Source organism: Actinomadura luteofluorescens, from assembly GCF_013409365.1.
In the GTDB taxonomy this organism is placed as follows: domain Bacteria; phylum Actinomycetota; class Actinomycetes; order Streptosporangiales; family Streptosporangiaceae; genus Spirillospora; species Spirillospora luteofluorescens.
This window is the reverse complement of sequence record NZ_JACCBA010000001.1, coordinates 4,434,701-4,455,522: the sequence shown is the minus strand read 5'-3', so window position 1 is coordinate 4,455,522 and position 20,822 is coordinate 4,434,701. Positions and strand designations below refer to the sequence as shown.

Annotated in this window: 23 protein-coding genes and 1 riboswitch; of the genes, 13 read left to right on the top strand and 10 right to left on the bottom strand. The window is 73.2% G+C overall.

Annotation, left to right across the window (positions count from 1 at the left end):
* Window positions 1-58: 58 nt before the first annotated feature.
* The gene (locus tag BJY14_RS20635) at window positions 59-1,468 is read right to left on the bottom strand and encodes an MFS transporter (protein WP_179845128.1); all 1,410 of its coding nucleotides are present in this window, start codon (window positions 1,466-1,468) and stop codon (window positions 59-61) included.
* Window positions 1,469-1,547: 79 nt separating this feature from the next.
* On the opposite strand from BJY14_RS20635, the gene BJY14_RS20630 reads away from it, so the two are divergent.
* Both BJY14_RS20630 and BJY14_RS20625 read left to right on the top strand, forming a co-directional pair.
* A complete protein-coding gene (locus BJY14_RS20630) occupies window positions 1,548-2,126 on the top strand; it encodes a TetR/AcrR family transcriptional regulator (RefSeq protein ID WP_179845127.1) in 579 nt (192 codons plus the stop codon).
* Window positions 2,127-2,225: 99 nt separating this feature from the next.
* Window positions 2,226-2,597: a hypothetical protein gene (locus BJY14_RS20625; RefSeq protein WP_179845126.1), complete on the top strand. Its 372-nt coding sequence runs from the start codon at window positions 2,226-2,228 to the stop codon at window positions 2,595-2,597.
* A gap of 19 nt (window positions 2,598-2,616) precedes the next feature.
* Here the strand turns inward: BJY14_RS20625 and BJY14_RS20620 are convergent, their stop codons facing one another.
* A complete protein-coding gene (locus BJY14_RS20620) occupies window positions 2,617-3,039 on the bottom strand; it encodes a hypothetical protein (RefSeq protein WP_179845125.1) in 423 nt (140 codons plus the stop codon).
* A gap of 87 nt (window positions 3,040-3,126) precedes the next feature.
* On the opposite strand from BJY14_RS20620, the gene BJY14_RS20615 reads away from it, so the two are divergent.
* On the top strand, window positions 3,127-3,909 hold the full coding sequence (locus tag BJY14_RS20615; protein ID WP_179845124.1) for a helix-turn-helix domain-containing protein: 783 nt from the start codon (window positions 3,127-3,129) through the stop codon (window positions 3,907-3,909).
* A gap of 46 nt (window positions 3,910-3,955) precedes the next feature.
* A complete protein-coding gene (locus BJY14_RS45375) occupies window positions 3,956-4,366 on the top strand; it encodes a phosphoribosyl-AMP cyclohydrolase (RefSeq protein ID WP_179845123.1) in 411 nt (136 codons plus the stop codon).
* 63 nt (window positions 4,367-4,429) lie between these two features.
* Here the strand turns inward: BJY14_RS45375 and BJY14_RS20605 are convergent, their stop codons facing one another.
* Window positions 4,430-4,990 carry a dihydrofolate reductase family protein gene (locus BJY14_RS20605; RefSeq protein ID WP_179845122.1) on the bottom strand — a complete coding sequence of 187 codons (561 nt, stop codon included), beginning with the start codon at window positions 4,988-4,990 and terminating at the stop codon, window positions 4,430-4,432.
* A 223-nt stretch (window positions 4,991-5,213) separates the two neighbouring features.
* Between BJY14_RS20605 and BJY14_RS20600 the strand changes: the two genes are divergently transcribed.
* Window positions 5,214-6,017 carry a transporter substrate-binding domain-containing protein gene (locus tag BJY14_RS20600; protein WP_179845121.1) on the top strand — a complete coding sequence of 268 codons (804 nt, stop codon included), beginning with the start codon at window positions 5,214-5,216 and terminating at the stop codon, window positions 6,015-6,017.
* A 7-nt stretch (window positions 6,018-6,024) separates the two neighbouring features.
* On the opposite strand, the gene BJY14_RS20595 is transcribed toward BJY14_RS20600, so the two are convergent.
* Window positions 6,025-6,726, bottom strand: a complete 702-nt coding sequence (locus tag BJY14_RS20595; RefSeq protein ID WP_179845120.1) for a hypothetical protein — start codon at window positions 6,724-6,726, stop codon at window positions 6,025-6,027.
* The gene (locus tag BJY14_RS20590; protein ID WP_312879328.1) at window positions 6,723-7,352 is read right to left on the bottom strand and encodes a sigma-70 family RNA polymerase sigma factor; all 630 of its coding nucleotides are present in this window, start codon (window positions 7,350-7,352) and stop codon (window positions 6,723-6,725) included. The genes BJY14_RS20595 and BJY14_RS20590 overlap by 4 nt, the downstream gene beginning before the upstream one ends.
* 112 nt (window positions 7,353-7,464) lie before the next feature.
* Here BJY14_RS20590 and BJY14_RS20585 point away from each other — a divergent pair, with 112 nt between their 5' ends.
* The 3 genes from BJY14_RS20585 to BJY14_RS20575 all read left to right on the top strand — a co-directional run bounded on the left by BJY14_RS20585 (window position 7,465) and on the right by BJY14_RS20575 (window position 10,971).
* On the top strand, window positions 7,465-8,007 hold the full coding sequence (locus tag BJY14_RS20585) for a hypothetical protein (RefSeq protein ID WP_179845119.1): 543 nt from the start codon (window positions 7,465-7,467) through the stop codon (window positions 8,005-8,007).
* A 2-nt stretch (window positions 8,008-8,009) separates the two neighbouring features.
* Window positions 8,010-10,187, top strand: a complete 2,178-nt coding sequence (locus BJY14_RS20580) for a bifunctional polysaccharide deacetylase/glycosyltransferase family 2 protein (RefSeq protein WP_179845118.1) — start codon at window positions 8,010-8,012, stop codon at window positions 10,185-10,187.
* Between the two features lie 175 nt (window positions 10,188-10,362).
* Window positions 10,363-10,971, top strand: coding sequence for a TenA family protein (locus BJY14_RS20575; RefSeq protein WP_179845117.1), 609 nt, complete (start codon window positions 10,363-10,365; stop codon window positions 10,969-10,971).
* A 4-nt stretch (window positions 10,972-10,975) separates the two neighbouring features.
* On the opposite strand, the gene BJY14_RS20570 is transcribed toward BJY14_RS20575, so the two are convergent.
* Window positions 10,976-12,055 (bottom strand): alkene reductase, encoded by a 1,080-nt coding sequence (locus tag BJY14_RS20570; RefSeq protein ID WP_179845116.1) that lies wholly within the window; start codon window positions 12,053-12,055, stop codon window positions 10,976-10,978.
* Between the two features lie 111 nt (window positions 12,056-12,166).
* On the opposite strand from BJY14_RS20570, the gene BJY14_RS20565 reads away from it, so the two are divergent.
* Window positions 12,167-12,598 carry a MarR family winged helix-turn-helix transcriptional regulator gene (locus BJY14_RS20565; RefSeq protein ID WP_179845115.1) on the top strand — a complete coding sequence of 144 codons (432 nt, stop codon included), beginning with the start codon at window positions 12,167-12,169 and terminating at the stop codon, window positions 12,596-12,598.
* 220 nt (window positions 12,599-12,818) lie between these two features.
* Here the strand turns inward: BJY14_RS20565 and BJY14_RS20560 are convergent, their stop codons facing one another.
* The 3 genes from BJY14_RS20560 to BJY14_RS20550 form a co-directional block, all read right to left on the bottom strand.
* Window positions 12,819-15,053, bottom strand: coding sequence for a heavy metal translocating P-type ATPase (locus tag BJY14_RS20560; RefSeq protein ID WP_179845114.1), 2,235 nt, complete (start codon window positions 15,051-15,053; stop codon window positions 12,819-12,821).
* 28 nt (window positions 15,054-15,081) lie between these two features.
* A complete protein-coding gene (locus BJY14_RS20555) occupies window positions 15,082-16,047 on the bottom strand; it encodes a DUF8832 domain-containing protein (protein WP_179845113.1) in 966 nt (321 codons plus the stop codon).
* 63 nt (window positions 16,048-16,110) lie between these two features.
* The gene (locus BJY14_RS20550; RefSeq protein WP_179845112.1) at window positions 16,111-16,314 is read right to left on the bottom strand and encodes a heavy-metal-associated domain-containing protein; all 204 of its coding nucleotides are present in this window, start codon (window positions 16,312-16,314) and stop codon (window positions 16,111-16,113) included.
* 198 nt (window positions 16,315-16,512) lie between these two features.
* On the opposite strand from BJY14_RS20550, the gene BJY14_RS20545 reads away from it, so the two are divergent.
* Both BJY14_RS20545 and BJY14_RS20540 read left to right on the top strand, forming a co-directional pair.
* Window positions 16,513-17,376 (top strand): Fpg/Nei family DNA glycosylase, encoded by an 864-nt coding sequence (locus BJY14_RS20545; protein WP_179845111.1) that lies wholly within the window; start codon window positions 16,513-16,515, stop codon window positions 17,374-17,376.
* 102 nt (window positions 17,377-17,478) lie between these two features.
* On the top strand, window positions 17,479-18,315 hold the full coding sequence (locus BJY14_RS20540) for an LURP-one-related/scramblase family protein (protein ID WP_179845110.1): 837 nt from the start codon (window positions 17,479-17,481) through the stop codon (window positions 18,313-18,315).
* A 112-nt stretch (window positions 18,316-18,427) separates the two neighbouring features.
* Here the strand turns inward: BJY14_RS20540 and BJY14_RS20535 are convergent, their stop codons facing one another.
* A complete protein-coding gene (locus BJY14_RS20535) occupies window positions 18,428-18,733 on the bottom strand; it encodes an SSI family serine proteinase inhibitor (protein WP_258940205.1) in 306 nt (101 codons plus the stop codon).
* 203 nt (window positions 18,734-18,936) lie between these two features.
* On the opposite strand from BJY14_RS20535, the gene BJY14_RS20530 reads away from it, so the two are divergent.
* Both BJY14_RS20530 and BJY14_RS20525 read left to right on the top strand, forming a co-directional pair.
* Entirely contained in the window at window positions 18,937-19,272 is a 336-nt protein-coding gene (locus BJY14_RS20530) for a rhodanese-like domain-containing protein (RefSeq protein WP_179845108.1), read from the top strand.
* 74 nt (window positions 19,273-19,346) lie between these two features.
* A riboswitch (TPP riboswitch) is annotated at window positions 19,347-19,463 on the top strand.
* A complete protein-coding gene (locus BJY14_RS20525; RefSeq protein WP_179845107.1) occupies window positions 19,458-20,804 on the top strand; it encodes a purine-cytosine permease family protein in 1,347 nt (448 codons plus the stop codon). Its footprint overlaps the riboswitch before it by 6 nt.
* Window positions 20,805-20,822 lie beyond the last annotated feature (18 nt).

The following is a 20,822-nucleotide window of genomic DNA, read 5'->3' as shown; positions in this document are numbered from 1 at the left end:
TCCGGGCGCGGGGCCCGGACGCGGGCCACGAAGCTAACCGCTGACCCGCGCGTCAGGGTCAAGCGTCCACCGGCCCCGGCTCGGTGACGGCGCGCGGGCGGGGCGGCGTCAGGACGGCGGCGGCGAGCGTCGCGACGGCGGCGGTGACGGCGGCGAGGACGAAGCCGTGCGTGAAGCCGTCGAGCGTGCCGCCGGTGAGGCTGGCGGCCGCGACGCTGGAGATGACGGCGGCGCCGATCGAGGCGCCGAACTCGTGGAAGGTGCTGACGATGCCGGACGCGATGCCGGATTCGTGCGGCGCCACCTGGCCGAGGGCAGTCGCGGAGGCGACGACGAACATCGCGCCGGTCCCGGCGCCCGCGACGGCCGCGCCGATCACGACGGTCACGGGGCCGAGGGAGGCGGCGGGCAGGGCCAGGCCGGCCGCGGTGGTGACGAGCCCGGCCACGGCGAGCCTGCGCGGTCCCATCGCGGCGATCATCCGGCCGGTGAGGTTGGCGCCGGCCATCGTCGCGACCGCGATGGGGAGGAACAGCAGGCCGGTGCGCAGCGCGCCGTAGCCGCGGGCGTGCTGGAAGTAGAACGTGCCGAGGAAGAACATCGCGATCATCAGGGCCGTCGCGATCACGATCAGGAACGTGCCGGTGGCGACCGGGCGGCGGACCAGCAGCGAGACGTCCATCAGGGGCGAGGCGGCGGTCTTCTGCCGGGCGGTGAACGCCAGGTAGCCGAGCACGGCGAGCAGCACCGGCACGGCGGTGCGCAGGCTGATCCAGCCGTCGTCCCCGGCGCGGATGAACGCGTAGATCAGGGCGCCGGACGAGGCGGTGACCAGCAGCGCGCCGGGGACGTCGAGCCGGGGGCGGGGCGCGGCCGGCCGGTGGCGCGGCAGCATCCGGGCGAGCGCGGCGAAGATCACCAGTCCGATGGGGACGTTGACGAAGAACACCCACGGCCAGCCGGGCCCGGCGGTCAGCGCTCCTCCGAGCAGGACGCCGAGGGCGGCGCCGCCCCCGCCCAGCGCGGACCAGACGCCGAGCGCCTTGTTGCGCTCGTCGTCCTGGAACAGGGTGACGACGAGGGACAGCGCCGACGGGGACAGCATCGCCGCTCCGGCCCCCTGGGCGACGCGCCCGGCGAGCAGCAGGGCGGCCGACCCGGCCAGGCCGGTCACCAGCGACGCGACGGTGAAGACCAGCAGGCCGGCCAGGACGACGCGCCTGGCCCCGACGAGGTCGGCGATCCGCCCGCCGAGCAGCATGAGCCCGCCGAACGTGAGGGTGTAGGCGCTGACCGTCCAGGTCACGGCCTGGCGGCTCAGCTCCAGGTCGGCCTCCATGTGCGGCAGCGCGATCGCGACGACGGTGACGTCGAGGATCAGCATCAGCTGGGCCACGCCGAGGAACCCCAGGATGCGCCAGCGCAGCGGGTGGGCCCGCGCGGACGGGGGGTGCACGTCTTCTGCCATGACCACTCCTTAACTCGTACAGCGACATACGAGATATAGCAGATTAACCCGTACAGCGACATACGAGTTAAGATGCGGCATGCCCTCCGCCAGCACCGGGCGGCGCCGGCGCGCCGACGCCGAGCGCAACATCGCCCGCATCGTGTCCGCGGCACGCGAGTGCCTGGGCCGGGACCCGAGCGCGAGCACCGACGACATCGCCAAGGCGGCCGGCGTTGGGCGGATGACGGTCTACGGCCACTTCCGCAACCGGGCCGAACTGGTCGAGGCCGCGATGGCCGAGGCGCTGCGCGCCGGGGACGCGGTGCTGTCGGGCGTCGACCTGTCCGGGGACCCCCGGGAGGCGCTCGCGAGGCTGGTGGAGTCCAGCTGGTCCCTCGTGGCCGAGTCGCGGGCGCTGCTGGCGGCGGCGCAGGAGGCCCTTCCGGCGGGACGCGTCCTGGAGCTGCACGCCGATCCGGCCGACCGTGTCAAGGCGATCATCCGCCGGGGCCAGGAGGAGGGCGCGTTCCGCACCGACCTGCCGATCGCCTGGCTGGTCAACGTCGTGCAGTACGTCCTGCACGGCGCCGCCGAGGAGACCCGGGCCGGGCGCCTGGACCCGGAGGAGACCGGCCGCGTCGTGAGCGCGACGGTGCGCTCGATCCTGGCCGGATAGCCGATCGCGACCGGATAGCCGAGCACGGCCGGATAGCCGATCGCGGCTTTACCTCCGGGGTAATCGGTCCGTGGCGAGGCGTGATGGGAGGGTCGCGTCATGGAACGAGCACTGGAGATGCTGGCGGGCGGCCGCGTGGCGTGGGGCGCGCTGGCGCTGGCCGCGCCCGGCCTCAACGTGAGGCTGGCGGGCATCGGCGACCGCGACGGCCCCGAGCTCCGGTACATGGTCCGGATCTTCGGCAGCAGGGCGGTCGCCCTCGGCCTCGGCTACCTGCTGAGCGATCCGCGGGCGCGGCGGCGCTGGCGCAGGCTCTGCCTGATGGTGGACGCCTGCGACACCGCGGCCGGGATCGCCCACGTGGTCCGCGGCGACGTGCCGCGCCGCTCGGCGGCCGCCCTGACGGCGATCACCGGCGGCTACGCGGCCGTCGGCGTCCTCGCCCTGCGCGCGGAAGGGCGGCCGTCCTGACGGCCGCCCTCGTGAAGCGTCATGGGGCGATGAACTGGCGGTCGGTCAGGATGCGGCCCGACGGGTCCAGGGAGAGGACGTCCACGCCGCCGCCGACGGCCTCGCCGCCGCCGGTCGTCACCATCGACCAGCGGATGGCGATCACGTTGGGGAGCAGCACGGTCGGCTCCCCGGCCGTGAAGACGTGCTCGCCGGACGCGACGAACATCTCGTAGGCGCGGCCCACCCGGGCTTCCAGCGCGGCGTGGCCGTGGACCTCCAGCGGCGGCGCGGGGACGGCGAGCGCCGCGGCGGCGTCCCTGATCTCCTGCGGCGGGTCCACCAGCACGTGGACCGCGTCGGGCGCCCACACTTCGCGGATCAGAGCGCTCCGCGCCGCGGGGTCGGGCTCGTTCCACTGGGCGAGGTAACGGTCGGCCAACTGCTTCACATCGATGCTCATGCTCGGCAGTCTGGGAGCGGCGAGGGTCCTTCCGCGATTCCCTCCAGGGAATGGAGACGGTGCGGGCGTCCGGTGTGGAATGGGGGCATGGCATTGGTGGCGGAACCCGGGCAGTTCGCCCGCGACCTGCGGGACTGGCGGACGCGCCGCCGCGTCAGCCAGCTCGAACTGGCCATCAGGGCCGACACGACCCAGCGCCATCTGAGCTTTCTCGAACAGGGACGCTCCCGGCCGGGCCGCGCCATGGTGGTGCGGCTCGCCGAGTCCCTGGAGCTGCCGCTGCGGGAGCGCAACGGGCTCCTGCTCGCCGCCGGGTACGCGCCGGTCTACGCCGAGTCGGGGCTGGACGCACCCGAACTCGGCCCGGTGCGCGAGGCCCTCGACCGCATCCTCGACGGGCACATGCCGTACCCGGCGGTCGTCGTCCGGCCGTACGGCGAACTCGTCGCCGCCAACCCGGCGCTCGGCGTCCTCACCGAGGGCGCCGCGCCCGCCCTGCTGGAACCGCCGGTCAACGTGCTCCGCCTCGCCCTGCACCCGGACGGGATGGCCCGCCGCGTCGAGAACCTCGCCGAGTGGGGGCGGCACATCACCGGCAGCCTCCGCGACGAGGCGCGAAGGGTCCCCGACCCGGCCCTGACGGAGTTCGTCGAGGAGCTGGACGGCTACCTGCCCCCGGTGGAGTCGCCCGGCGAGCACCTCGGCTTCGCCGTCCCGCTCCGGCTGCGGGTCCCGGAGGGCGAGCTGCGCCTGATCACCACGCTGACCTCGTTCGCGACCGCGGTGGACGTCACGCTCTCCGAGCTGCGCCTCGAAGCGTTCCTGCCGGCCGACGCGACCACGGCGGCCCTCCTGCGGCGGCGGGGGTGACGTGTCAGGGGGGACGGCCGGTGCCGCGGGCGGGCAGGATGGCGGGGTGAACGAACTCGAAGAAGGCACCCGGCTCACCCTGGACTTCGACAAGCTGGCGGGCGTCGCGGCGACCGGGGCGCGGGTCGTCCCGGTGGTCCTGCAGGATGCGGGCAGCGGGGAGGTCCTGTTCATCGGATACGCGAACGACCTGGCCCTCAAGGCCACGCTGGAAGAGCGGATCGCCGTCCTGTGGTCGACGTCCCGCAACGAGCTGTGGCGCAAGGGCGCGACCTCGGGGGACGTCCTCGAACTGGTCGACGTCCGCGTCAACTGCGAGCAGAACTCCCTGCTCTACCTCGTCAACCGCACCACGGGCGGCGCCTGCCACACGAACCTCCCGTCCGGGGAGCCCCGTCCCACCTGCTACTACCGTTCCGTCACCGACGGCGGGGCGTTGCGCCACCTCCTGCAGTGACCGGGCGGCGAGGCGACCGGCCCCGGGCGTGCCCGCCGGGGGCCGGACGGCCCGCGCCGCCGCTCAGGCGCGCTTCGGCGTGTAGTGCATGACGGCGATGCCGCAGTCGAACAGGCGCGTCTCCACGAGATCGAGCCGCTGGTATTCGCCCTCAGGGAACACCGGCATGCCCGTGCCGATCGCGGTCGGGTTGACGAACAGGTAGAGGTCGTCGAGCAGGCCCCGGGCGATCAGGTCCCGGACGAGCGTGCCGCCCCCGTAGGCGATCAGGTCGCCGCCGGGGCGGGCCTTGAGCCCGTTCACGATCTCGGTGAGGTCGCCGCCCGCGACCTCGGCGTTCTTCCAGGGCGACTCGGTGAGGCCGTTCGAGACGACGACCTTGGGCGTGTCGTTCATCTGGTCGATGGCCTGCTGCGTCTCACCCTCCGGCCCCGACTCCCAGGCCGGGATGAACCCCTCGGCGAGCTTGCGGCCCAGCACGATGCAGTCGACCGGCCGCGTCAGCGCGTCGATGTAGTGGCCGATGTCGTCGGTCCACGGGAACGTCATCCAGTCCATCTCGCCGTTCGGGCCGGCCATGAAGCCGTCCGCGCTGACCTGCACCTGAAGCTTGAACTTCCGCATGATCTCCCCCTCGGGCCCACGGTTCCCAGGTCGTTTCCTGTCCTCAGAGCTTCGCGGACACCGTTTACGGAATGTTTACGGTGGTTCGGAAGGTCCCGCGGCCGCGGGCGAAGGCCGGAGGGCCGGATGCGGTCAGCGGGTGGAGGGACGTCCCGGCCGCCTGCCACCTTGATCTTGAGCGCGCCCTGAACGACGGACCCGGGCCGCGGGCGGGGGGCGAAGGATGCGGCGACCGATCGCGGCGGCACTGGCGGGTTCCCTCCTGCTCGGCGGCTGCACCGGCCGCGACGCGGCGTCCATCCTCCGAGAGGAGACGCTGACGGCGGGCGTGCGGCCGGACCTTCCGGGCATCGGGTTCCGGCGCGCGGACGGCACCTTCGAGGGCCTGGACGCGGACGTGTCCCGCTATCTCGCCGGGCGGATGGGAAAGAAGATCCGCTTCGTCCCGGCGCTCGCGCGCGACCGGGAACGCCTGCTCATCGACGGGGACGTCGACATGGTCCTGACGTTCTGGCTGGAACCCAAGTGGAAGGAGCGGTTCGCCTTCGCGGGCCCGTACCTCACGTCGTACCAGGACATCCTCGTCCGGGACGACGAGCGCGGCGTGCGCGGTGTCCGCGACCTGAAGGGGCGCAGGATCTGCGCCGTCACGGGGGCGGGCGCGGCCGAGGCGGTGACGGTCGAGCGGCAGGTGCCGGCGGTTCCGGTGACGGCGCGGTCCTACGACGAGTGCATGGACATGCTGGCGGACGGCCGGATAGACGCGATCACCACGAACGACACCATCCTGGCCGGGCTGAAGACGCGGCGGGGCGCCGGCTTCCGGCTCCTGAACGCCCGGTTCGGCGAGCGGCGGACGGCGATCGCGATCCGCCCGGGCGATCCGGACGGCTGCGAGGCGCTCAACACGGCGATCACCCAGATGTACCAGGACGGGACGATGGCGGCGTTCATGAGGAAGTGGTTCGGCTCGTCCGGCCTGGACCTGTCGGACGTGGAGGTGCCGCAGTTCGAGGGCTGCCTCTGACCGCCGGTCAGCGTCCGCTCTTGGCGCCGCTCGGGAGGGGGACGCCGGCCCGGGAGCCGCCGCTCCCGGTCCCGCTCTGCGGGGTGCCGCCGGTGGTCCCGTTGCCCTGGGAGCCGTTCTTCTTGTTCGGGTTGCCCGAGTTGCTCGGCGTGGTCGGCCGGGTCGTGCCGTTGTTGTTCCCGGGGCCGCGCGGCGGCGTCGTCTTCGCCTTCGGAGTCGCGGTCTTCTTCTGCCGGCCCGGCGTGGACGTCTTTCCGTGCTCGCCGGCGGACTTGCCCCGCTCGGAGGACGACGGCTCGGGCGAGGGCCCGGTGCTGGGCCCGTGCAAGGGGTGGGACCCGGAGCCGCCGCCCCGCTTGGGGGTCTTGCGGTCGTGGGGCGTCGACGAGGGAGCGGGCGCCGGGTCCTGGCCGGGGAAGTTCCCGGTCGCGAAGGCCACGCCGCCGGACAGCAGGATCGAGCCGCCCACCACCGCGATGACCTTGGCGGTCAGGAACCGGCGCAGGACCGCGGCCCGGGAGGTGCGGGCCGGCCGGGGCGCGGCCAGGAAGGCGGCGACGGCGGCGTCCTCTCCCGCGAGCTCGCGGGGGCGGCCCGGCGCGGAGGCCGCGGCGAGCAGCGCGCGCAGCTCGGCGTCGTCGCCGCCGCCGTCGAGCAGCCGCTCGGCGGCACGCGGGTCCAGCCGTCCGGGCTCGGTGTCGTCGCTCATATCACCCCTTCAGCGCCGCTGCCGCCGCTTCTGTCACCCTGCACGAGGGGCCGGGTCTCCGCCGCGCCGTCGGCGGCGTCCGCGCGGGACGCCGCAAGCCGCTCGGAGAGCCGCCGCAGGCCCCGGTAGGCCGCGGTCCTTACGGCGCCCGCGCGCTTGCCGAGCACCGTGCCCGCCGTCTTGGCGTCCAGGCCCACGACGACGCGCAGCAGCACCGCCTCGGCCTGGTCCCGGGGCAGGTCGGCGATCAGCCGGAGCGCCCGCTCGGTGGCGATGCCGTCGATGGCGTCCAGCTCGGTGTCGGCGTCGGCGGCCATCGCGACCAGCTCCTCGACCGGCAGGTCGGAGCCGGGGCGGCGGGACTTGCGGCGCAGGTGGTCCAGCGCCCGGTGCCGGGTGATCGTCGCGGTCCAGCCGCGGAAGCCGTCCAGGTCGCCGCGGAACGTCGGAAGGTCCCGGGCGATCTGCAGCCAGGCCTCCGACGTCACGTCCTCCGCGTCCGCGCCGACGATGGCCCCGGCGAAACGGATCAGGCGGGGCTGCACGTCGCGGTAGAGCATGCGGAAGGACTCCTCGTCGCCGTCCTGCGCCGCCCGCAGCGCCCGGCCGAGCTCGTCCTCGTCCACCGCGCCATTGTGCAGGCATTCCCGTTGTGGTGTGACACGTACGCGCGGGTTCGCGCTGACGGAGTGAATCCCCCCGGCCGCCCGGCCGCCTCGCACGAGATGACGGACCTAGATGATCGGCAACACCTCGCACGACCGGGACAAGCTCCTTGTCACCGGCATCGCGCCGGTCGCCCCTCCCCTGACCCGGCCTTCCGCGCGCCCCGTTCCGCAGGAGGAGACGGAGGCGGCGCCCGTCTTCGTCGACGCGACCGGGTGGCGCGCCCGGATCGGACGGCGGCTGGGCCTGCTCGTGGGCTCGGTGCTCCTGGTGTTCCTCGGCGCGCTCGGCCTCGGCGTCACCACGGGCGCCGACGTCCCGCTGACACCGTGGAGCGAGCCGTCCGTGCGGCCGCGCGCGAAGGTGAGCCGTCCGAGCGTCCCGGCGGAGAAGGCGGGTGAGCGGGCCCCGTCCGCGCGTCCCCAGCCGGCCGGGCCGGGTGCCCGGTCATCGCGCGGGCCGGCGGCCCCCGGGGCGCCGGCCGCATCCGCCGCGCCCGCGCCGGCGGCGCCCGCCGTGTCGGCGGCCCCTGCGGCGACGAACACCGCCACGAGCGCCCCGGGCAGGTCGCAGGCGACACCCCCCGCGTGGGGACGCAAGAAGAAGAGCGGCTGAGCATGCGGCGAGGTGAGCCGCGGGGCCACTGGATCCTGCTGTCGCTCGGCGGCCTCGTGGTGGCCGTGCTCCTGCTCATGGACGGCTTCGCGGGCGGCAGCCTCGGCGAGGCCCCGCGGGCCGATCCGGGGCATTCCGGGCCGGCGCCGTCCCGGGTGACCGCGGGCGGTCCCGTCCTCAACCTCTCGGGCGGCGCCCCGGAGAGCCGCCGCATGCCCGCGAAGACGATCGCGCTGACGTTCGACGACGGGCCCGACCCCGAGTGGACGCCGCGGATCCTGGACGTCCTGCGCCGCCACGACGCGCGCGCCACGTTCTTCACCGTCGGCTCGCACGTGGCCCGCGAGCCGGCGCTGACCCGCCGCATCCTCCGCGAGGGCCACGAGATCGGCTCGCACACCTACACGCACGCCGACCTCGCCGCGGCGCCGCGCTGGCGGGCGCGCCTGGAGATGGACCTCACCCAACGCGCGCTGGCGGGCGCGGCGGGCGTCCACACCAGGCTGATGCGGATGCCGTACTCCTCCCGCCCGGACGGCCTGACCGCGCCGGAGTGGCGCGCGGCCGAAAGGGCGGGAGGGGACGGCTACATCGTCGTCCTCACCGACCGCGACACCGAGGACTGGACGCGTCCCGGCACGGAGACGATCGTCCGGCGGGCGCTGGAGGCGGGAAGGCGGGGCGAGGGCGCCGTCGTGATGCTGCACGACTCGGGCGGCGACCGGTCCGAGACGGTCGCGGCGGTCGGGCGGATCCTCGACCGGCTCCAGCCGCAGGGCTACCGCTTCACCACGCTCGCGCAGGCCCTGGGCATGCCGCGCGCCGAGGTCGCGGTGCCCGCCCGCGAGCGGGCCGTCGGCTGGACGCTGGTGACCGCCCAGCGCGCCGCGTCCGGGCTCACCGGCACCATGAGCGCGGTGTTCGGGGTGGCGGGCCTGCTCTGCGTGCTCCGCCTCGTGGCGCTGCTGGCGTTCGCGCACGTCCACGTGCGCCGGGTGCGAAGGCCCGCGGGCCGCGGGCACCGCACGGGCGGCCCCCCGCCGCCCCCCGGCGGGCTGCCGCCGGACCCGTTCCCGCCCGTCTCCGTGATCGTCCCCGCCTACAACGAGGAGGCCGGGATCGCGGCGACGGTCACCACGCTGCTGGACACCGACTACCCGGGCACCGTCGAGGTGATCGTGGTGGACGACGGGTCCGGCGACGGCACGGCCGCGATCGTCGAGTCCATGGCCCTGCCCGGGCTCCAGCTCCTCCGCAAGCCGAACGGCGGGAAGCCGAGCGCGCTCAACGCGGGCATCGCCGTGGCGCGGTCGGAGATCCTCGTGCTCGTGGACGGCGACACCGTCTTCCAGCGCGACACCCTCAGGCACCTGGTCGCCCCCTTCGCCGACCCTGAGGTGGGCGCGGTCAGCGGCAACACCAAGGTCGCCAACCGGGGCGGCCTCCTCGGCCGCTGGCAGCACATCGAGTACGTCATCGGCTTCAACCTCGACCGGCGGATGTTCGACCTCCTGCGGTGCATGCCGACCGTGCCGGGCGCGATCGGGGCGTTCCGGCGGTCCGTCCTCGCCGAGGTGGGCGGCGTCCCGGGCGACACCCTCGCCGAGGACACCGACCTCACCATGGCGATCTGCCGCACGGGGCGGCGCGTCGTCTACGAGGAGAAGGCCCTGGCCTGGACGGAGGCGCCGGCGTCGCTGCGGCAGCTGTGGCGGCAGCGGTACCGCTGGTGCTACGGGACGATGCAGGCGATGTGGAAGCACCGGAGGTCCGTCGTGGAGCGCGGCGGGTCGGGGCGGTTCGGCCGCCGCTGCCTGCCCTACCTGACGGTGTTCCAGGTGCTGCTCCCCCTGTTCGCCCCGGCCATCGACCTGTTCGCGGTGTTCGGGCTGATCTTCCTGGACCCGCTGGTGCCCGTCGTCTCCTGGACGCTCTTCGTCGCCGCCCAGGCCGCCGCCGGCGCCTACGCCCTGTGGCTGGACGGCGAGTCCGTCCGCCCGCTGTGGGCCCTGCCGCTCCAGCAGTTCGTCTACCGGCAGCTCATGTACCTGGTCGTCGTGCAGTCCGTGGTGACCGCGCTGCTGGGGGCCCGCCTGGGCTGGCACACCATCCGGCGGACGGGGACCTTCGCGGATTTCGGGACCCGGGAACAATCACCGGGGCCCGTCGGTTACAAATGACAGCCGGTGTGCCTGGTGTCCCCGGGCCTCACCTTTCGCCTTCACGGAATACCGTTCGGCTGGAGCCGTGTTGTGCCTTTCGCCGAGAGGCGACCCACACACCGGTGCTGGACGAGGGCCCCGCCGGGTCGACGACTCGGCGGGGTCCTCGTCGTCTCTACGGCAGACTGGCTCCATGAGTCTCGCCGCGCACCTGGAGGAACTCGGCCGCCCGCTGGTGGACGAACAGCTCCAGCACCCCACCGTCAAGGGCATCGCCCAGGGCAACCTCGACGAGGCCGTGTTCCGCTCTTGGCTGGAGCAGGACTACCTCTTCCTGCACGACTACGTGCGGGTCTTCTCCCGCCTCGCATGGCAGGCTCCCGACGCTCACCTGGGCGACCTGGTGGATCTGGCCCACGCCACCTTCCACGACGAGCTCGACCTGCACCGCTCCCTCTCCGCGAGCTTCTCCGCCGACCTCGACGGCGCCCGTAAGGGGCCCGCGTGCGCGGCCTACACGTCCTTCCTGCTGGACAGCGCCGCCAGCTACGGCGACGGCCTCGCGGCCCTGTACCCCTGCATGTGGGGCTACTCGACGCTCGGGCGGATCCTCGCCGAGAACCCGCCGTCCGAGCCCCGCTACCGCCGCTGGGTCGACACCTACGCCGACCCCGGCTTCGCGGACCTCGCCGCCCGCATCGCCCAGATGATCGATGAGGCGGACCCCGACCCCGCCACCGCGGAGCGCCTCTTCATGGAGGGCATGCGGCACGAGGTGGCCTTCTGGTCCGTGGAGTCCTGAGCGGTCACACGCGGGCGAGCGGGGGATAGTCCACGTAGCCCTCGGCGTGGCCGCCGTAGACGAGCTCCTCCACAGGCCTGGCCAGCGGCGCCGACGCGGCGAACCGCGCGGGAAGGTCGGGGTTGGAGATGAAGAGGCGGCCGAAGGAGAAGACGTCGGCCAGGCCCGCCGCGACGACCTGCTCACCGGCCCGCTGCGACGTCGGCTCGGGGCCGTTGAAGTTCCCGATCAGCGTGCCCGACCAGCGGGGGCGCAGGTCGGCCAGCGCCCCGTACGCGCCGCGCTCGATGACGTGCAGGTAGGCCAGGCCCAGCGGGTCGAGGGCGTCCACGAGGGCCCGGTAGGTGCCCCGAGGGTCCTCCTCGGCGATCTCGTTCTCCGGATTGTCGGGGGAGACGCGCAGCCCGACGCGCTCCGGCCCGACCGCGTCCGCCACGGCCCGCACGACGTCGAGGGCGAAGCGCAGCCGGCCCTCCCGGGAGCCGCCGAACCGGTCGGTGCGCCGGTTGGTGTTCTCGGCCAGGAACTGCTGGACGAGGTAGCCGTTCGCGCCGTGCACCTCCACGCCGTCGAACCCGGCCCGGACGGCGTTGCGGGCTTCGGCCGCGAACGCGGCGACCGTCTCCTCGACCTCGGCGGTCGTCATGGCGCGCGGCGTGACGTGGGGGACGTTCCCCGCGCGGGTGTGGATGCCCTCCGACCGGATGCGCACCGCCGACGGGGCGACGGGCGCGGCGCCGCCCGGCAGGGTGAGCGGGTGCGACATCCGGCCCACGTGCCAGAGCTGGGCGAAGATCGTCCCGCCCGCCTCGTGCACGGCGTCCGTCACCGCGCGCCACCCGGCGACCTGCTCCCGCGTCACCAGGCCGGGGATGCCGGGACCGCCCTTGCCGAGGGGGTGCGGCCAGATCCCCTCGGTGACGATGAGGCCCGCCGCGGCGCGCTGCGCGTAGTACTCCCCGGTCAGCGGGTGGGGGACGCCGGTCACGTCGTCGGCCCGGCCCCGCGTCATCGGGGCCATCGCGATCCGGTTGCGCAGCCTGAGGTGCGGGCCTTCGTACGGGGCGAGCAGGGGGCTGGTCATCGTCCTGTCCTCCGGTCGGCGCGGGCATTTGCATGCATCTACATGTGTTGTATGTACATGCAGATATTGGCATCGCATGTAAACTGGCGTCAAGAGGAAACGGGGTGCGCGATGGGCGTGGACACCAAGGCCGCGGCGGACGGGACGCTCTGGGACGGCATCGTCGTGCTGCACGGGCGGGTCGAGCACCGGCTCGCCAAGGCCCTGCAGCGCCGCCACGGGATCGGCCTGTCGGAGTACCGTGCGCTGTGCCACCTCGCCCGTGCCGGCGACGGGGAACTGCGCATGCAGGAACTCGCCGACCTGATCGGCCTGAACCAGAGCTCGGTCAGCCGCCTGGTCGCCCGCCTGGAGTCCGCCGGCCTCACCCGCCGCGCCATGTGCCCCAAGGACCGCCGCGGCGTCTACACCGTCATCACCGACGAGGGCCGCGCCGTCCAGGAAAAGGCCGCCCCCACCTACACCGAGACCCTCACCCAGGCCTTGGACGAGGCCGCCACCGACCCGGCCCTGGCCACGGTTCTCACGTCGCTCCGCCCCTGACAAAGCGCGATGCCCCGGAGCCAGGCCCGAAGGCCCGGCGCCGGGGCACTCACACCAGCCACGCAGCGACCTCAGGTGTCGCGATTGCGTGCGAAGCCGGTTTCGAGCTTGCGAGAAACCGATCGCGCAGCGAGCCCCCAGGGCGAGTCGGAGCGATGCAGCAATCGCACGCGGTTCTTGGGGTGCCGGGCCCCCAGGCCCGGCACCCCAAGAACCGCGATCAGGCGCTAAACCGCTTCAGCCGCAGGCTGTTCGTTACGACGAAGACCGAGGAGAACGCCATGGCGCCTCCGGCGATCATCGGGGTGAGCAGGCCCGACGCCGCGAGCGGCAGGGCGGCCACGTTGTAGGCGAAGGCCCAGAACAGGTTGCCCTTGATCGTGCGGAGCGTGCGGCGCGACAGCCGGATGGCGTCGGCCGCGGCGCGCAGGTCACCGCGCACCAGGGTCAGGTCGGACGCCTCGATCGCGACGTCCGTGCCGGTGCCCATCGCCAGGCCGAGGTCGGCCTGGGCCAGTGCGGCGGCGTCGTTGACGCCGTCGCCGACCATGGCGACCGTCCGCCCCTCCGACTGGAGGCGCTTGACGACGTCCACCTTGTCCTGCGGCAGGACGTCGGCGATGACCTCCTCGATCCCCACCTCGTCGGCGACCGTGCGGGCCACCGTCTCGTTGTCGCCGGTCAGCAGGACCGGGCGCAGGCCGAGCGCGCGCAGCCGTTCGATCGCCTCCCGCGAGGTGGGCTTGACCTGGTCCGCGACGGTGATCACCGCGCGGGCCTCGCCGTCCCAGCCGACCGCGACGGCGGTGTGGCCGAGCGCCTGCGCCTTCTCCATGGCGCGTTCGAGCTCGGGCGTGAGGTGCTGCGACCACTCGGCGAGCAGCCGCGGACGGCCCGCGAGGACGCCGTGACCGTCCACCATCCCCTGGACGCCGAGGCCCTCGACGTTGGCGAAGTCCTCGACCGTGCCGAGGTCGCCGACCCGCTCGACGGCGCCCTTGGCGATGGCCTGGGCGATGGGGTGCTCGGACGCGTTCTCCAGCGCGCCCGCCAGCCGCAGCACGTCCTCCTCGGCGACGCCTTCGGCGGTGACGACGTCGACCAGGGCCATCCTGCCGGTGGTGACGGTGCCGGTCTTGTCGAGCACGACGGTGTCGATCGCGCGGGTGGACTCCAGCACCTCCGGGCCCTTGATCAGGATGCCGAGCTGCGCGCCGCGCCCCGTCCCGACCATCAGCGCGGTCGGGGTGGCGAGGCCGAGGGCGCACGGGCAGGCGATGATCAGCACGGCGACCGCGGCGGTGAAGGCGCCGGCGAGCGGCTCGCCGGTGCCGATCCAGAAGCCGAGCGTGCCGAGCGCCAGCGCGATCACGACCGGGACGAAGACGCCCGAGATCCGGTCGGCGAGCCGCTGCACCTGCGCCTTGCCGGTCTGCGCGTCCTCCACCAGCCGCGCCATCTGCGCGAGCTGGGTGTCGGAGCCGACCCGGGTGGCGCGCACCAGCAGCCGCCCGCCCGCGTTCACGGTCGCGCCGGTCACGGTGTCGCCGGGCCCGACCTCGACCGGGACCGACTCGCCGGTCAGCATGGACGCGTCCACGGCGGACGAGCCCTCCTCGACCGTCCCGTCGGTGGCGATCTTCTCGCCGGGGCGGACGACGAACAGGTCCCCCGCGGCGAGCCGGTCGACGGGGATGCGCTCCTCGCGCCCGTCCCGGACGACCGAGACCTCCTTGGCGCCGAGCTCCAGCAGGGCCCGCAGCGCGGCGCCGGCGCGGCGCTTGGACCGCGTCTCGAAGTACCGCCCGGCGAGGATGAACATGATCACACCGGAGGCGGCCTCCAGGTAGATGTTCATCGACCCGTCCGAGCGGGTCATGGAGAACTCGAACCCGTGCTTGATCCCCAGCTCGCCCGCGGTGCCGAAGAACAGCGCCCACAGCGACCACGCGAAGGCGGCCAGCGTGCCGAGCGAGATCAGCGTGTCCATGGTGGCCGTGCCGTGCCGCAGGTTGACCGCCGCGGCCCGGTGGAACGGCCAGCCCGCGTACACGACGACGGGTGCGGCGAGCGTCAGCGACAGCCACTGCCAGCCCTCGAACTGGAGCGCCGGGACCATCGCCATCGCGATCACCGGGATGGACAGCACCACCGCGGTGACCAGCCGCTGCCGCAGCGGGCGCAGCTCGTCGGCCGGCTCCGGGGCCGCCTCCTCGGCGGCCCGCGGCGGGGCGGGCAGGGCGGCGGAGTAGCCCGCCTTCTCGACCGTGGCGATCAGCTCGTCGGCCGACACGTCCGCCGCGAACTCGACCCGGGCCTTCTCGGTGGCGTAGTTGACCGTGGCGGTCACGCCGTCCATCTTGTTGAGCTTCCGCTCGATGCGGTTGGCGCACGACGCGCACGTCATACCGCCGATCGCCAGCTCGATACGCCCGGACACAGCGTCCGTGCTCATCGCGTCCTCCTCTGCTTCGATCGGAACGTCAGTGGGTGTGGGGCCGGTCGTCGTGCCCGGGCTCGGGCTCCTCGCCCTTCTCCCGGACGGGGACCTGCCCGGCGTGCACCGTGAACTCGGCGGTGCGGACCTTGCCGTCGTGCTTGAAGTCCAGGTACAGGCGGTACGCGCCGGAGCTGGGCGCCTCGGCGAAGAACGTGATGCCGGGTCCGGGCTCGGTCTCGCCGTCGCCGGGCTCCCCGTCCGGGTGGACGTGGAGGTAGGCCAGGTCGCCCTGCCTCAGCGCGACGAGGTGCCCGTAGGCCTCCAGGTACGGCTCCAGGTCGGTGACCGGCCTGCCGTCCTTGCTCACGGTGAGGGTCAGTTCGGCGGACTTGCCGGGGGTGAGGCCCCCGGTGAGGCGCACCTCGTAGCCGTCCACCTTCGCGACCTGCTCGGGCTCGGGCAGGGGCGCGTGCTTCAGGTCGCCGGGGACGAACACGTCCGTGCCGAGCGTGAGCTGCCGCTTCGCGCCGTCCGGCTGGATGTCGGTGAAGAACCGGTACACGCCGGGCTTGGCCAGCGTGATCGGGACGGTCCAGACGCCGCCCCCGGTCTCGGTCGGGTGCAGGTGCTGGAAGCCGGACAGGTCGCGCCGCGCCACGATCAGGTGCAGGCGCTTGCCGTGCAGCGGCTTGAACCCGGTGACGGGCCTGCCGTCCGGTCCGTTGATCGTGAACCGGAAGTCCGTCTTCTCGCCGGCGGTGAGGACGGTCTTCTGCGGGGCCAGCGTGAAGCCGTCCTCCGACACCTGGAGGCCGCCCGGGGCGTGGGACGCCGCGGTCTCGTGGCCTCCGCCCCCGTGGCCGCCGCCGTGCCCGCCTCCGCCGTTCTCATGGGACGCCATCGTCGCCGTTCCTCCGACGGGACCGACGATCTTGCCGACGCCCGCGGCGCCGCCGAAGACGACCGCCAGACCCACGGCGTAGGCCCCCAGCCTGGTCGCGCTGTTCATGCCGTTTCACTCCGCTCGATGTTCCGAGGGACGCACCCCGCCCGGGGGCGAGGCGCGGTCCGCTCAGGTCAGCTGGTATCCGGCCTCCTCGACGGCGTCCTTGATCCGGGCGTCGTCGAGGGGGGTCTCGCTGGTGACGGTGACCTGGCCGGTCTGGAGGTCGACGTCCACGCCGGTCACACCGGCGATCTGCTCGACCTCCTCGGTCACCGAGCTCACGCAGTGGCCGCAGGTCATCCCGCTGACGGTGTAGGTGGCGGTGCTCATCGCGTCTCCTTCGGTCTCTTACCCCTGGGGGGTATCTCGTGCGCCTCATGCTGCCATAACCGGACACCCGTGACAACCCCTAGGGGGTATGTCTGATTCCGAGATCCGGGTCACACCGGCCCCCAGGGTTTTCCACAGGCGTCCACAGGGCTGTGGACGAACGTTCCGGCAGCTCGGCTCGTCGCGGATACTGAAGCCATGCCTGAGCTACCTGAGGTGGAGGCGCTGGCGGGGTTCCTGCGGGAGCGCGTGGTCGGCCATGTCGTCGCCCGCGTCGATGTTCTCGCCATCTCCGCGCTGAAGACCTACGACCCGCCGGTGACCGCGCTCGGCGGGCTGACCGTCACCGGCGCGGCCCGGCACGGCAAGTTCCTCGACCTGGACGTCGACGGGCTGCACCTCGTCATCCATCTCGCCCGCGCCGGCTGGCTGCGCTGGCGCGACGAGATCCCGGCCAGGCCGGTCCGTCCCGGCGGGAAGAACCCGCTGGCCCTGCGGGTGCACCTGGACGACGGGTCGGGCTTCGACCTCACCGAGGCCGGCACGAAGAAGGGGCTCGCCGTCTACGTCGTCCGCGACCCGGACGACGTGCCGGGCGTGGCGTCCCTCGGCCCCGACCCGCTGGACGAGTCGTTCACCACCGGGGCCCTGGCCGCGATCGTCAACGGCAAGCGCAGCCAGATCAAGGGCCTGCTGCGCGACCAGAAGGTGATCGCCGGCATCGGCAACGCCTACTCCGACGAGGTGCTGCACGTCGCCAGGATGTCCCCGTTCAAGATCGCTTCCTCGCTGACCGAGGAGGACGTCGCCGTCCTGCACGAGGCGATCGTCGCCACGCTGCGGGACGCGGTGGAGCGCTCGCGCGGTCTGGAGGCGCAGGACCTCAAGGGCGAGAAGAAGACCGGCCTGCGGGTGCACGGCCGCGCCGGCCAGAAGTGCCCGGTGTGCGGCGATACGGTCCGCGAGGTGTCGTTCGCCGACTCGGCGCTCCAGTACTGCCCCACCTGCCAGACGGGCGGCAAACCGCTCGCCGACCGCCGCATGTCCCGCCTCCTCAAGTAGCGCGGCAAGGCGGGCGGATCCGGCTGTGGACGGGGCGGCCCGGGCGTATCGTGGCGCGCGTCCGCGGTGATCGCGTCCGCGGTGATCGCGTCAGGAGCCGCCATGGGATACCCCCCGCCCCCACCCGCCCCGCCCGGCGGCCCCGGCTACGGCGCTCCGCCGCCGCCCTACGGCACGCCGCCTCCCGCCCCGCGGTACGCGCCCCCGGGCTACGGCCATCAGCCGCAGGCGCCCGGTTACCCGCCGCCGATGCAGGGCGGCTATCCAGCGCCTCAGCAAGGCGGCCACCCCGCGCCGCAGTACCCCCACCCCCAGCAGCAGCCGCCGCCGCAGCAGCCCGCTGACCTGTACGGATCGCCGATCCTCGTCTACGACCAGCCGGCGCAGTTCTTCTCGACAGAGGCCAATTACACGATCTGGAGCCCGCAGGGGCAGCCCGCGGCGTACGTCAGAGAACAAGGCGTGAGCGGCGCGAAGAAGGCCCTGCGCGTCATGAACCAGAACAGCCAGACCAAGGCCGAGCGCAAGCTGTCGATCCTCCGCCCGGACGGCATGCCGTACTTCCTGTTCTACAAGCCCTACGGGTTCATGGGCACGCCCGTGATGCAGGTCCTGACCCCGCACGGCGGGCTGATCGGGCACCTGCGCAAGCGCGCGATGCGCGGCTGGGAGATCCTCGACCCGCACGAGCGGCAGATCGGCTACTACGAGCTGCTGAGCGGCCGGATCACCGACTGGCAGCAGCAGGAGCTGGCCCGGATGCAGCGCGGGTTCGCCGGGATGGGCGATCTCTTCTCCCAGGTGTTCACCGGGGCCGACCGCTACGTCCTGCGGATGCGCGTCCAGTTGCAGGAGCCGATGCGCACGCTCGTGCTGGCCTGCCCGCTGGCGTTCGACACCGCTGTCTCCCAGAACCGCAGCCTCGGCGGCCTGTTCTGACCCGCGTTCCGCGCCGCGAGAGGCGTCAGGCCCCGGCGGGCGCCGGGGCCTGACACTCGGGTCGGTGGACGGAGCCGGAACGGGGATGGCTCGTCCGGACGGGCGGAAGGGTTCAGCGGACCTTCGGGACGTTCCCGAAGACCGGGCCGATCTGGCTCCAGCGGTGCAGCTGGCAGCCGTCGTCGCGGGTGAACGTGGTGTCGATCTGCTTGCCCCGCCAGGTGCCCTTGACCGTGGCGATCTCCGGACCGCCGTAGATCTTGGTGCACATCTGGTCCTTGGGGACGGGTGCGAAGGGTTCCTTCACCTTGGTGAGCGCCGCGCAGGCGCCGGCCGCCTCGGGATGGTCGCCGCCGGGCGGTTCGCAGGTCAGCCGCCAGGTCTTGGCGGGCGCCTCCTTGGAGGCCTTGACCTGCACGGTGAGTGTGTCCGCCGGTGAGCCGGACGGCTGCAGGGACGTCGTGCCCGAAGGCCCTCCGGCGGAGTTTCCGTTTGCCTGTTCGTCGCCGCAGGCGGCCGTGGACAGGAGCATGGCCAGCCCGGGCGCTGCGAAAAGGAGCGTCCGATACCGCATGCGTGATTCGACGCAGGGGGGCTTCGCGCGGTTCCATGGGGGGTGTGATGAATTTCGGGGAAGACGTACCGGCCGTTGTCGCCGCGGACGTTCCGCAGGACGGCTACCTGCTGGACGTCCGGGAACAGGACGAGTGGGACGCGGGCCACGCGCCCGCGGCGGTCCACATCCCCATGCGCCAGCTCGGCGACCGCGCCGGGGAGGTCCCGCGCGACCGGGAGGTCTACGTGATCTGCCGTTCCGGGGCGCGGTCCGCGCAGGTCACGTCCGCGCTGAACCAGGCGGGGTGGCTGGCGAGGAACGTCGACGACGGCATGCACGGGTGGGCCGGCGCCGGGCGCCCGATGGAGGGCGCGGGGGACGGCCCGCCCTATGTCGCCTGATCGGGCGGACGCCGAGTGATCTGACCCGGATGCCCTCTTTTGGGGGATGACGGGCGGTTGTACGATCGGGCCTGACCGATAACCGCGGGAGCTCGGGCCAGAGCCGGGCTGAGAGGGCGGCCTCCGAGGCGTCGCCGACCGCATGAACCTGTCCGGGTAATGCCGGCGTAGGGAGTGTGCGTCCCGTGACGTCCGATGTCGAAAAGCGCCCTGAGGGCGAGCGCGCCCGCGACGAGGTCCCCTTCACCCTCGACGAGCCCGCCCCCAAGGTCCTCGGATTCTGGGACCAGAGCGCCTTCTGGGGGAACCTCGGCGTCAGCCTCCTGGCCTTCTCCGGCGCCTACACCGTCCTCGCGCCGGACGCCGACGGCCGGCCGACGATCTCGATCATGGCGGGCATCGTCGCGATGGCCGTCGGGACGGCCCTCGGCGGGCTGATGCTCGGGCTCGCCGCCGTGCCCGGGGCGCGCACCGGGCAGCCCGCGATGGTGCTGCTGCGCGGCCTGTTCGGGGCGCGGCTGTCGTACGCGCCGACCGTCCTCAACATCGCCCAGCTGATCGGGTGGGGGACGTTCGAGCTGATCGTCATCGCCGACGCCGCCCGCGAGCTGTGGGACGGCGTCCCGCGCTGGGGCTACGTGGTCGCCGCCGGCGCGATCACGACCGTGCTGACGGTCTGGCCGCTCGGCTCGGTGCGGCTGCTGCGCCGCTACGTGACCGTCGCGGTGGCGATCGCGCTCGTGTACTTCTACGTCCGGCTCGTCCAGGAGCCGCTGCCCGACCTGACGCAGGGCTCGTGGGGCGGGTTCTGGCTCGGCGCCGACGCCGCGCTGGCCGTGTCGATCTCCTGGGTCCCGGTCGCCGCCGACTACACCCGGCACGCGCGCACCGAGCGCGGGGCGTTCGGAGCCGCGGCCGTCGGCTACTCCGTCACGCAGATCGTCGCCTACGTCCTCGGGCTGCTCGCGCTGGCGCTGGTCGCGGGCGATTCGGAAAGGATCTTCGACCCGTTCCTCGGCGCCTCGCTGGGCGTGGTGTTCTTCGCGGTGTTCGTGCTGCGGGAGGCCGACCAGTCGTTCGCCGACACCTACTCCACGGCGGTGTCGATCCAGAACCTGTTCCCCCGGGCCGACCGCCGGGTGCTGAGCGTGGCGCTCGGCATCGGCATCACCGTGCTCGCGCTGGTCCTGGACATCGGTGACTACGCGGGCTTCCTGTCGCTGATCGGGTCGGTGTTCGTGCCGATGCTCGGCGTGCTCGCCGCCGACTTCTTCCTCGGCCGCCGCCGGGCGGGCGGATGGGACGTCTCGCGGACCGCGCCGTCCCGCTGGGGCATGATCGCGGCATGGGCGGCGGGGTTCGTCGTCTACCAGCTCGTCAACCCGGGAACGGTCGCCCGCTGGGCCGGGTTCTGGTCGGACGTCCGGGACGCGCTGCACTTCACGCCGCAGACGTGGATGAGCGCCTCGCTGCTGTCGTTCCTGGTCGCAGGGGTCGCGGCCCTGCTCATCGGGAGGCTTACCAGACGGTAAGGTTTGGGTCGAAGGCAA

Excerpts from the sequence above, each read along its gene's own strand:
- BJY14_RS20635 (WP_179845128.1), bottom strand. The coding sequence starts at position 1,468 with ATGGCAGAAGACGTGCACCCCCCGTCCGCGCGGGCCCACCCGCTGCGC.
- BJY14_RS20630 (WP_179845127.1), top strand. The coding sequence starts at position 1,548 with ATGCCCTCCGCCAGCACCGGGCGGCGCCGGCGCGCCGACGCCGAGCGC.
- BJY14_RS20625 (WP_179845126.1), top strand. The coding sequence starts at position 2,226 with ATGGAACGAGCACTGGAGATGCTGGCGGGCGGCCGCGTGGCGTGGGGC.
- BJY14_RS20620 (WP_179845125.1), bottom strand. The coding sequence starts at position 3,039 with ATGAGCATCGATGTGAAGCAGTTGGCCGACCGTTACCTCGCCCAGTGG.
- BJY14_RS20615 (WP_179845124.1), top strand. The coding sequence starts at position 3,127 with ATGGCATTGGTGGCGGAACCCGGGCAGTTCGCCCGCGACCTGCGGGAC.
- BJY14_RS20605 (WP_179845122.1), bottom strand. The coding sequence starts at position 4,990 with ATGCGGAAGTTCAAGCTTCAGGTGCAGGTCAGCGCGGACGGCTTCATG.
- BJY14_RS20600 (WP_179845121.1), top strand. The coding sequence starts at position 5,214 with ATGCGGCGACCGATCGCGGCGGCACTGGCGGGTTCCCTCCTGCTCGGC.
- BJY14_RS20595 (WP_179845120.1), bottom strand. The coding sequence starts at position 6,726 with ATGAGCGACGACACCGAGCCCGGACGGCTGGACCCGCGTGCCGCCGAG.
- BJY14_RS20585 (WP_179845119.1), top strand. The coding sequence starts at position 7,465 with ATGATCGGCAACACCTCGCACGACCGGGACAAGCTCCTTGTCACCGGC.
- BJY14_RS20580 (WP_179845118.1), top strand. The coding sequence starts at position 8,010 with ATGCGGCGAGGTGAGCCGCGGGGCCACTGGATCCTGCTGTCGCTCGGC.
- BJY14_RS20575 (WP_179845117.1), top strand. The coding sequence starts at position 10,363 with ATGAGTCTCGCCGCGCACCTGGAGGAACTCGGCCGCCCGCTGGTGGAC.
- BJY14_RS20570 (WP_179845116.1), bottom strand. The coding sequence starts at position 12,055 with ATGACCAGCCCCCTGCTCGCCCCGTACGAAGGCCCGCACCTCAGGCTG.
- BJY14_RS20565 (WP_179845115.1), top strand. The coding sequence starts at position 12,167 with ATGGGCGTGGACACCAAGGCCGCGGCGGACGGGACGCTCTGGGACGGC.
- BJY14_RS20560 (WP_179845114.1), bottom strand. The coding sequence starts at position 15,053 with ATGAGCACGGACGCTGTGTCCGGGCGTATCGAGCTGGCGATCGGCGGT.
- BJY14_RS20555 (WP_179845113.1), bottom strand. The coding sequence starts at position 16,047 with ATGAACAGCGCGACCAGGCTGGGGGCCTACGCCGTGGGTCTGGCGGTC.
- BJY14_RS20550 (WP_179845112.1), bottom strand. The coding sequence starts at position 16,314 with ATGAGCACCGCCACCTACACCGTCAGCGGGATGACCTGCGGCCACTGC.
- BJY14_RS20545 (WP_179845111.1), top strand. The coding sequence starts at position 16,513 with ATGCCTGAGCTACCTGAGGTGGAGGCGCTGGCGGGGTTCCTGCGGGAG.
- BJY14_RS20540 (WP_179845110.1), top strand. The coding sequence starts at position 17,479 with ATGGGATACCCCCCGCCCCCACCCGCCCCGCCCGGCGGCCCCGGCTAC.
- BJY14_RS20530 (WP_179845108.1), top strand. The coding sequence starts at position 18,937 with ATGAATTTCGGGGAAGACGTACCGGCCGTTGTCGCCGCGGACGTTCCG.